Origin of the sequence: Bacillus sp. ISL-78, assembly GCF_018613455.1 — a bacterium.
Taxonomy (GTDB): domain Bacteria; phylum Bacillota; class Bacilli; order Bacillales; family DSM-1321; genus Peribacillus; species Peribacillus frigoritolerans.
In genome coordinates this window covers 1-10038 of the sequence record NZ_JAGGQC010000006.1, presented here as the reverse complement: position 1 = coordinate 10038, position 10038 = coordinate 1, and the positions used below count along the sequence as shown (strand labels likewise).

The 10038-nt window shown below is 34.3% G+C and carries 12 protein-coding genes; 8 read left to right on the top strand and 4 right to left on the bottom strand.

Translation table 11 applies throughout. The features are described from left to right. Positions 1-1059: 1059 nt before the first annotated feature. A complete protein-coding gene (locus tag J7I96_RS08675) occupies positions 1060-1227 on the bottom strand; it encodes a hypothetical protein (protein ID WP_214774233.1) in 168 nt (55 codons plus the stop codon). 814 nt (positions 1228-2041) lie between these two features. On the opposite strand from J7I96_RS08675, the gene J7I96_RS08670 reads away from it, so the two are divergent. The 6 genes from J7I96_RS08670 to J7I96_RS08645 all read left to right on the top strand — a co-directional run bounded on the left by J7I96_RS08670 (position 2042) and on the right by J7I96_RS08645 (position 6413). Next, the gene (locus J7I96_RS08670) at positions 2042-2419 is read left to right on the top strand and encodes a hypothetical protein (RefSeq protein WP_214925005.1); all 378 of its coding nucleotides are present in this window, start codon (positions 2042-2044) and stop codon (positions 2417-2419) included. An 81-nt stretch (positions 2420-2500) separates the two neighbouring features. Further along, positions 2501-3235, top strand: coding sequence for an SDR family NAD(P)-dependent oxidoreductase (locus J7I96_RS08665; protein WP_214925002.1), 735 nt, complete (start codon positions 2501-2503; stop codon positions 3233-3235). A gap of 200 nt (positions 3236-3435) precedes the next feature. After that, on the top strand, positions 3436-3720 hold the full coding sequence (locus J7I96_RS08660; RefSeq protein WP_214774219.1) for a DUF3784 domain-containing protein: 285 nt from the start codon (positions 3436-3438) through the stop codon (positions 3718-3720). 415 nt (positions 3721-4135) lie between these two features. After that, a complete protein-coding gene (locus J7I96_RS08655; RefSeq protein ID WP_311315241.1) occupies positions 4136-4555 on the top strand; it encodes a hypothetical protein in 420 nt (139 codons plus the stop codon). A gap of 33 nt (positions 4556-4588) precedes the next feature. After that, positions 4589-5647: a type II TA system antitoxin MqsA family protein gene (locus tag J7I96_RS08650; protein ID WP_214774222.1), complete on the top strand. Its 1059-nt coding sequence runs from the start codon at positions 4589-4591 to the stop codon at positions 5645-5647. Positions 5648-5789: 142 nt separating this feature from the next. After that, positions 5790-6413, top strand: a complete 624-nt coding sequence (locus J7I96_RS08645) for a MerR family transcriptional regulator (protein WP_214774223.1) — start codon at positions 5790-5792, stop codon at positions 6411-6413. Positions 6414-6740: 327 nt separating this feature from the next. Here the strand turns inward: J7I96_RS08645 and J7I96_RS08640 are convergent, their stop codons facing one another. Further along, a complete protein-coding gene (locus J7I96_RS08640; protein ID WP_214774247.1) occupies positions 6741-7016 on the bottom strand; it encodes a hypothetical protein in 276 nt (91 codons plus the stop codon). A gap of 471 nt (positions 7017-7487) precedes the next feature. On the opposite strand from J7I96_RS08640, the gene J7I96_RS08635 reads away from it, so the two are divergent. Continuing rightward, positions 7488-8306, top strand: coding sequence for a hypothetical protein (locus J7I96_RS08635; RefSeq protein WP_214774246.1), 819 nt, complete (start codon positions 7488-7490; stop codon positions 8304-8306). 307 nt (positions 8307-8613) lie between these two features. Further along, the gene (locus tag J7I96_RS08630) at positions 8614-8919 is read left to right on the top strand and encodes a hypothetical protein (protein WP_214774245.1); all 306 of its coding nucleotides are present in this window, start codon (positions 8614-8616) and stop codon (positions 8917-8919) included. 9 nt (positions 8920-8928) lie between these two features. Here J7I96_RS08630 and J7I96_RS08625 read toward each other — a convergent pair whose 3' ends face one another. Both J7I96_RS08625 and J7I96_RS08620 read right to left on the bottom strand, forming a co-directional pair. Beyond that, the gene (locus tag J7I96_RS08625; protein WP_214774244.1) at positions 8929-9150 is read right to left on the bottom strand and encodes a hypothetical protein; all 222 of its coding nucleotides are present in this window, start codon (positions 9148-9150) and stop codon (positions 8929-8931) included. A gap of 393 nt (positions 9151-9543) precedes the next feature. Beyond that, positions 9544-10038: ParB N-terminal domain-containing protein (locus J7I96_RS08620; RefSeq protein ID WP_251029132.1), on the bottom strand; the 495-nt coding region annotated here is incomplete at its 5' end.

Here is a 10038-nt window from a genome sequence, read left to right as displayed (position 1 = left end):
ACAACAATCATCGTGATGGTCGTTATCGCAGCGTTTTTTCTTCTTACAAGACATAGAAATATCACTACTTTCTATTATTTGCTATCAATATATGCAAAGCAGATAAAAAAGGAAGTACTCTTGTCCATATTGATAAAAAATTTTGTATAGCGATCAATAACTATCGCTTAGAGGAAATGCATAAAATCCTGCATGTTTTTATCTGTTTTAGGTGGTACGCTTTAAATTAACCCCATTCGATTACATTCCTGTATTTTCTTTTTTCTAGTCACATCAGCTAAAATGCTGCACTGTTCGTCCAAATACAATTTATTTGGTTCGGATTTAATCGATAGACGCTTATCATTAGTAATCATCTTTTGCCAATAGCTAGAACCATCCATAAAAGTAACTTTGCAGTTTCTTATAGTTGATTTTTGGTAGTGGTAAAAAGCTTGGTTGCAACCTTCACTAGCTAAGGGAAGGTTGCAGAAATAACACTTCCACTTGGCTTGTTTGCTGGTGTAGTAGAGCTTGCAGATATTGTTTCGATAGTTGTTGTACCGAATTTAGCTGGTATTACATAACGTCAGAGTCATTCGAGACAAAGTAGTTAACATTGGGCTTATTCCTGTAACTATTACCATAACTGTTCTTGGTGGTACTGTTATACCCCCATTACAACTTCTATACCATTCCAGGAGCATACAGATTTTCCAGATGCTTGCCCTGAGGATATAGTAACAGAATCCCCATTTGTAATAGAAGGGATCTTTACTCAAGCTGGAGTACCAGTTGTTGACGTCGCAGGACTTCTTCCTGCTCCGACGACAGGCGGCCTGTTAGGCGGCGCGTAGGCAAGTTTTTTGACTTCAATAAAAAGAGCTTACACAGCCGTTTTCGAAATTTTAAAGTGGTACAATGTTTCAAATACGCCTAAGAAGAATCCCTCAACTGGTATCGATGACCTAAGACTAACTCTTACGAATCGACCAGGAACGGTAAATCCGAAGTTCTATTCTTTTTTCCTAAAAGTATAAATAGCAACCGTTTGTATAAAACGGTTGCTATATTTCATTGCTAAAAACGATTCCAAATTTTCTTTAAATCTAATGGTACGAATACTTTATCCCCATGTATTTCCTTATGTATAATGAGGTTTGGAAAGTATGAATCACTTAACTCTTCTTTTTTATGCCTAGCTGGGTTTATTCCTAAAAAATTTCTAAAGTCTTCAGGTAACCGCATCACACTAACTCCTTTTTTCTTTTTTTTAAGTAATCATTCTTAATATATCCATTAAGAATAACTTTATTTCTAATATGAGCGATTGCAAAATGTATTGTTTATCCTTATAAATAGACAGAACCACCCGTTAAAGGTGGTTCTGGAAAATGGATGTTATTTTATGAAGTGATTTATCTATTTTATTTTGTTCCAAAAAATATGTGAGTCCAATTGTATATACAAAGTTCAAAGAACGTTCGTAAAAGCAAATGCAAGTTCATGAACATTCGTACCTTTTTTTGTACTTAACCGAACGTTAAAACTTGCTGTTTCGTAAAGAAATGATATCGTTCGTTGAATGTATACTTTTATGAACGCTGGGACTTTCATTAAGATATAAAATGCCATCTATTGGGTTCAATAACAGTTAAGAACAGATAATATAAAATCAGAAACAGCAATTATTATAAAATTTAATTTCGTTTATTCCCCGTGAAAACTAGACAGTATCCAAGCGAGCAAATGACCCTGAAAAAGCTGTAACAGCTGAACCGGTAAAATCCTATTTATTAAACACAAAATCTTATAATTGAGTCACTCAATTGGATTCGGACAATACATAAGGATTTGAATGTACGATTTCATACATAAGCATTAACATTTTTCTTTGGGCATACCTTAGTTTTAAAGGGATAGAGTACTAAATACAGTAACCCGATAGGAGGGAATAACATCGAAAAATACATTAGTTCAATATGGTCAAACACTTCAACTTGTGGGTAGGACTTTAATTTATATTTCTAATAGGATGTATCCAGATTTTTTAGATGAAGAAATGAGAAATAATGATCAGTTCAGTATTGATCTACAAAATTCAATTAGTGTAGGTCAAAGTAACTTACAATCTCTTGAAACAATAATTCCTCCAAAATTCATTATGGAAGAACATCAGTTGTTAGTAAAATCTATTAAAGGATTGGTTGATGCTCTGGAAGATTTGTTACGTAGCATTAATTTAAAGATTTCGTTAACGATAAAGGAAACAGATTTGGAAAAAGAAATTTTAAATTTGAGAAAAAATGAGGAAAAGGTAAATGTTGCATCAAGGGAAGTTACCGAGAAAATAATATCGCCTTATAGAACTAACGGGTGCTTTAGCTTAGGATTGGAGCTGTCTTTAAAAGGCAGCTTTTTCTTTATGCGGGCAGGATAGTTCAACAAGGATAACGGTTAACACTCATGCTACTATTTAGTTAATTAGAGTAATAATAGATGGAGAGAGGAGCTTCAATAAGTGCTCAAAAATAGAAAAGTAATCGTAACAGGCGCGGCTTCTGGAATAGGAAAAGAAATTGTCAAACAATGCTTACATGAGGGGGCTTCAGTAATTGCATGCGATATTAATGAACATTCCTTATATGATTTAAAACGGTCAATGGATGATCGCTATGTTCTACATACATATAAGATAGATGTAAGTAACCATGAAGAGGTCGTTAAATTTTTTTTATATGTTGAAGCAGAACATACTGATGTAGATGGTTTAGTTAATAATGCGGGGATTTATTTGGCGAAAAATATACTAGATTATCAAGTAGATGAAATTGATAAAGTCTTAGATATAAACGTTAAGGGGTTTATTTATCTCTCACAAATGTTCGGTAAAAAATTGTTTCAAAGCCAACGTAAGGGAATTATCGTTAATATGTCTTCAGTGTCAGGAATGCAAGGCAGTTCAGATGCAATTTATGGGTTATCAAAAGCTGCCATATTAGGTTTAACTAAAAGCTGTGCAATGAATTTCTCACCATACATCCGAGTTAATGCGGTTGCTCCTACGATGGTTAATACTCCCATGATGGGTACGATACCTGATTGGAGAAAAGAGGAGTATTTAAGTCACCAACTCATCAATACGCCTGTCCTGCCTGAAGATGTGGCTGATACTGTTGTCTTCTTATTATCAGATAGAGCCAAGCATTATACAGGCGCAACATTCGATATTAATAATGGAGGATATCTAAGATAGTTCTGCTTCTTGTTAAACAATAGGCACGTTTGTTGGATCGGGGTTGTGAGGCAATCCTTTTTCTTATGGCACTAACGGGGCAGGTTAGTTCATCAAGAAAATGGTTTTTTGTGGTAAAATCAATAGGAAAAGGGAACTTTTACCTTTTTAGTTCGTATTAAAAGTAGCAGAAAATAAAATTGTCCTTTGGGGGTGAAAAGGTGGATTATGGATCATTGGTTATTGGTATAGCTCTTTTACTTGTATCGTACTTAGTAGCTGTGAAAAAACAAACCTGGTTGTTAGCAGGATTTAATGAAAAAATGATAAAAAATAAGTCTTTATTAGGTACAGTGACAGGTGGAACTTTTTTTCTCCCGTTAGGATTGTTAGTAGTTTTCAATAGTTTTATTGACTATCCCTATGAATTAACGGTTCTTATAATTGCTATGTTGCTTTTATTAACAATTGTATATGTTTTTATCAATAGAAGGTTACTTGACTAAAAGGTGCTATAACTTTAATGAGCTGTGACGATCACGATCAGCTCTTTTTCTTATGGAACAAACGGGGCAGCATAACAACTAAGTTTGTGATTTAATACACTTAAACTAACGGGTGCGTTAGCGCCATAAGAAGGCCGCCAATTGGCGGCCTTTTGAACGTGCGATTCTTACAATAATCGTACATTTGAACTCAAGTAAAAAACTCTCCATGATCTTCGTGTTCTAGTCCTGTACTGTTTCATGGTGAATATATAACGAAACACGATATTTTCAAAAGCAGTTTTTTTCTGTTATTTTGTTCTGTTTTCATGTTGAATATTCATAAATTATGATAAAATGTTATTAATGGATAACAAAAAGTGTTATCCGTGAATAAAATATCGTATGACTGAGAACACTAGTCTTAATATTGGATGTGGTTTTATTGGCAGCATTCAACGGAGCTACACAGGCCCAAGTTGAAGACATTTTAAAGAAGATTGTTGATTGTATTCATCGGGGAAATGACCATTTTATCCTTTTGGCACAAAGAGATAAGAACGAAGCTACTTTGTTGGAATTAGGATTTAGAGCCGCAGATGTAAGGCTAATTGTTGAAGAAGAACTAACTTATGAAGATTATTACAGAGGACCCAATCCTAATGGGAGCAGTAATGTTCCTCCACGATTGCGTAATAGTGATATGTGGGAATTTGGAAAGGTTGTTACTGGAAATGAAACAATGGAAGTTTATATTAAGTTCAGTTTTATTGAAGACAATGATGGCCCTTTTACCTGTTGTGTTTCTTTTCATAAACCAGATCGTACAATCACATACCCCCTTAAGGCATCATGAGTGAGGGGGTATGTAAAACAGGAGGAAAAAGATATGACGTTACAATTAAAATTTTGTGTTCATTGTTTTGAACGAACTCCGGTTGAACATAAATTTGTTACAGATAAAGTTGAATTGAATGGCGAAACTATCACATATGAAGCTGAACGTTATGAATGTACAAAATGTGGACAGTACACAGATAACGACGAATTAACAGATCGAAACTATAATACGATTTATCGTAAATATCAGGAAAAGAAAGATATGTTAAAAGCAGAAGATTTTCGTTATGTTCGTAACGAACTTTATCAGGTTAGTACGCGCGTAATGGCTAAATTAATTGGATGGAGCCCTGCTACTATCTCTCGGTATGAAAATGGAAGTTTACAGACTAAAAAACATGATACTCATTTTAGAACATATTTAGATCCACGCGCGATGAAACGAGCATTTGATAATTATCGTGATGAACTTGAAGAGAAACCTAAAAGAGAACTTGAAGAGAGGTTATCTTTTTTATTAGATACAGTAAAATCGAGTGAGTTATTAAAGGGATTAGATGACAGGCTTACTTTGTTAAATATAGAAGATATAGATGATGAATGGCACATGGCTTCTACAGAATCAGTAGAAAAGTTTTTTATTATAAAAGGGCAAGAATTTAATGAGGAAGATGAAGACGATTTAAGAGTTTCTCCTTTAAAACTTCAGAAATTAATGTATTTCGCTCAGGGATGGAACCACGCTTTTACTGGACACGATTTATTTGAAGATAATTTCCAAGCATGGAAACATGGTCCTGTAATTCCTGATTTGTACCATCGCTATAAACCGTATGGTTCGAAGAGAATTGATAAAGATTTTGGTGTATCGATTCAGGATTTAGGTTTAACATCTGATCAGTTGAGTATATTGCATTGGATATGGGATAAATATAGTAAATTTGAAGCGAAATTTTTAGAGGACTTAACACATATTGAGTATCCTTGGCGAAAAACGCGCGCAGATTTGCCTGATGATGCGAGTTGCGATTGGGTAATTAAAAAAGACGATATTCATCATTTCTTTGATTCAATGTATCGAACATTAAAATTGCTACAGAGAAATTAATTTAAAGTTTATGTAGTCTGTGAGATTAAAAAACCTCTGGAACTAACTATTCCAGAGGTTTTTTAATCTACAAATGTACCGTTTCCCTTGTAGGAAAAGAGCGTTATCATCTAGAATTAACGTAATAACGGGGTGATTATTCATGAATAACGCTGAGGACAATTTCGGTTATTTTGCTAAAACTGTTAGCGAAAGATTAGGAATCGCCAAAGATACTCTTCGCAGCTGGAGCTTAAAGCTTGAAGCTGAGGGGGTAAAGTTTGAACGTAATGCCAGGGATCAAAGAATCTATTATGAAAAAGACATCAGGGCTTTGGAAAACATGAAAGAATTAATGGACTTACAGCAACCTCTAAATGATGTGAGTAAAACTATAGCTAATAAGATTGAAAAATCCTTTTATAATAAGGATAAAACGATAAAAAACACAGAAATAACGCCTAGCGTTTCACAGGGAGAAAACGGATTAATAACGCAAGAAAAACAGATGGAAAATTTCAAAAAAGAATTGATTGAAGAACTCTCTAATAAACAAAGTGAAATCATGGAACAATTTAAAAATGACCTAACTAAAGAAATGTCTACTGTGATGCAGGATCGTTTTGAAAATGCTGTAAATGAAGCAGTGAAAATGGCTCTATTACAAGAAAGAAAAGAAATTAAAAAGCAAGTTGTTCAAGAGATAGAGGAAAATACTCTCCAAATTGCTTCGGGAATGGAAAAAACAGATGGAAAAGGTATTTTGAAACGATTAAAGTTTTGGTAGATTATATTTCTAATAAAAAGGTAATTCAGCTGAATTACCTTTTTTATTAGTGTTGAACTTCCGGTAAGGTGCTTTATGTTAACTAATTATGCTTTAGAAAATTTGAAATAAATTGTTAATATAGAGTGTTTTCCATGTGAGAAAGTTATTGTTTTTGGGAGGATTTAAGTTTGAATATGTATGAATCAGTAAAAGAGTTTTATTTAACTATTTATTAATGTTTTTAGATTTAAAAATTCGGAAATTCCTCTTGCGTTGCTTCTCCAAGTTCTTTTAAAAACAATTCATCTTGGGTTCACTTTATTTTCTGGGTCTCTTATTTTCTTTTTAAAAATCTCCATTTAAAAAACTTATAGCAGGAACCACATAAAACCAAACAATGAAGGCAAGAAAAATTAGTGAAAAAACAATTCTAAACCTTCCTTTTGTTCCAAATAAAGAAAGTAGTAATCCAGCAATTGGGGCGAGGGAATAAGCATAATATAAGGATGCTGTAATACCTGTACTTTTTACATTTACGAATTCAGTCATGATTAAAATAACAACAACTATTGCTAACATGACAATTGATAGGATTCTTGCTGCTTTTGTATCTCTAGTCATTAAAAATCTCCTCCTGAGTAAGATTTAACCATTTTAACCTTTTTAAACCAGATAAAATACTATCGTGAAAAGTTTGAATTCACGACCCAAGAAGAATTTGATTGTCCAGGACTCCTAGAAAGGGTCGAGGGTGGATCTATTAAAGACCATAAACTATCAAATTTACTTGTTTTTTGGTAGCAATTGTTGGATAATTAACCATAACAAAAAACGGACGAAAAAAAAGAACTCCAACGTGTCTAAGTGGTGGTGGAACACCCTTAAACCGTTCCCCCTAATCGCAGTAGGGAAAACACTTGTCGAAGTCCTTTGTTACTAATAAAGTTATATCACTTATTTTAGTGTATATTACTTTCAGTTTCAAGGAAAAAATATTGTTTCTTTGCTATAGACACAATAAAAAAGACACTGTTTCCCTTAATCTTTATCGGGAGCAGTGTCTTTTTTATTGTCCTCTAAGGAGGAAATACCATGTTAGTAGCAGGCAGAATTGAAAATTTTAAAGACTACAGCAAGTTTAGCAGCATAAAGGAATTTAACAACACGATTGAAATGTTCCTAGCTGAACATAAAAAAGATTTCACTAAAGGAGAACTCGTCGCGTTCAAACGCCTGGTCCGATTCTCCGCAAAATATGCAGGTGTTGCCAACGCCAAGATTGGAACGCTAGTAAAAGCCATCAATGAAAAATTGAATGGGTTTGGGGTTAGCCGATCTACTTTTGAACGGATGCTAAGAAAAGCGAAGGACTTAGGCATCTTATCCATCGAAAACACGGCAAAATCAAAAGGTGGCAAAGGACATAATGTCTATATTTTCAACACAATTGATGTATTAAAAAAGCGAAAATTGACGTATTGCGAGAATCAAGAGAAACCTTGCGGCAGTAAGGCTGAATCCTCCAATTTTGAAAAGGAAACTAGTAATCTTTTAGAAACTAGCAATATTAAAAAATTAAATACACGTAAAGATGTTCCTTTAGATTCAACTTTTACGGCTTCTTATGTGCCTAAAGAATTTGTCCAGGCTGTTAAGCCTTTCTTTGATCATGCAGCCATGATTGAAGATTTTTGGAAAAGTGTTTTCCTTGATACGAAAGCCATTTCACACATAGTCGAACAAGAAACCATTACATATACTGCTATAAACGCCTTTAAACAATCCATTAGAGGCTATAAACAAGGAAAAGTAAAAACCAATCTGGTTCGTTATTTCACAGGAACCTTTAAAAAACTCATGGATCAGGCTTATTCTGCTATGCCTTTAGAGCAGTTTGCACCTCTTCAGTAAAAAGAGCCCAAACAGGACTCTAGCCATTTCTATGTTAAAAAATGATATACATTAACCAATTCCAAACTGGGTGAATATCCTAAAGTAAATGAAGGAGGGATATCTTTAGTGGACTACAATAACAACAACAATCCAATGAATCCTAATCAAGTTCAGGGGGCTTACCAGCCTAACGATATAAAAAACCTATGTAGGAAATATATGAATTACCATGTTATAGGACAATTAAGCGACGGGTCAAAGATTGATGGGATTATTGATGATATGGATGAAGAAAGTGTGACTATGCTAGTTCCTGAAGAATTTGATGGAGACCAAGAAAACAGGCAACAATATGGCTATGGATATGACTACGATGATTACGGACGTCCTCGCAGAAGAAGATATCGCCGATATCGTCGACAAAGATTCCCATATGTTGTTTTTGTATTCCCATATGTTAGACCCTATCCATATTATTACCCGTATGGATACGGAGGATATTAATGAAAGTCACTTTACTAAATTAAAGGCAGCATGTAGCTGCCTTTATCAAAGCAAGAAAGGACTAGATAGTATACTGCATGATAAAAAGGAGGAATCTTTAATATCAAATAAAGTCCCCTTCTTTTAACACTCATTTTTAGTATTCATCGTACCATTTCTTATCACAACAACATTTATCATTGTGTTTATCATTGTGCTTATCATTGTGCTTTTTATAGCATTTATAGTAATATTCTTCACGATAATTATCGTACTTCTTATAACACTTAAAGTAAAAACCGTCTTTTTTATCTTTTTTATTATAGTTATCATAATTATCATAATATCTATAATCATTGTAATCATTGTAATTTCCCATACAAACATCTCCCTTTTCTATTCGCTAAAATAGTATATTCATCACAAATAGAAATGAAACGAGGTTTGTCCCCCTTTATTATAAAATCCGCGATTATCCTATTATGGATGAAAGGGGTTCCTGCATGTCTGGACCCCATTAATAAAAAAAGCCCTAAAAGGACCCTAATGATTTCTATGCAAGTACATAGAGAGAGAACTAATTCCATTAGGCTGCATAGCAAGCCTAATGGAAAAAGAAGAAAACAGGTCTTTTATAAGCTTTACTCGTTCTAAATTATCTCTATTTAGCTTTCTACTGCGTTTTTCAATGGATGGGTAACTAAAATATTAAGGGATCAGGATAAAAACTCTTATGGGCCTATTAGAATCCTTAAAACACTTATGCGTTTTTTTAGCTTTTGACTGAAGCTGTTTCTTTTTCGTAGACAACAGGGACGATATCTAATTCAAGCTGTTGAGCCACGATGTACCGTCTATAACCATCTGTCAGCATATTTGTCTCCCGGTTAATGGTAAGGGGTTCATCTAAATGGCCGTTCTGTTTCACAAAATTGACCACTTGCTGCGTTTTTTCAGGATTCGGATGCGAGTTTAAAAACGCTTCTGGCACCACGATTTCTTTCCGTTCCAGAAAATCCTCGGTTCCTTTTGGAGCTTTGGGTTTTTCTTTTGGCTTTTCTGCTGCTTGGCTCTTTACAGGCTTGGATGTTTCCTGTTTTTCAGGCAGAATCGACACTTGAAAACAGATCAATCCGATTTCCCCTGGACAATCCTCCACGGATACATCCAACGTTGGTTCGCCTTGCACCATGATTTTTTGTTGGTTGATATTCTTGGCCGTAAGGCCGGCTTTTTGGAGCTGTTTCTGATTGAGAAAGACCGTATA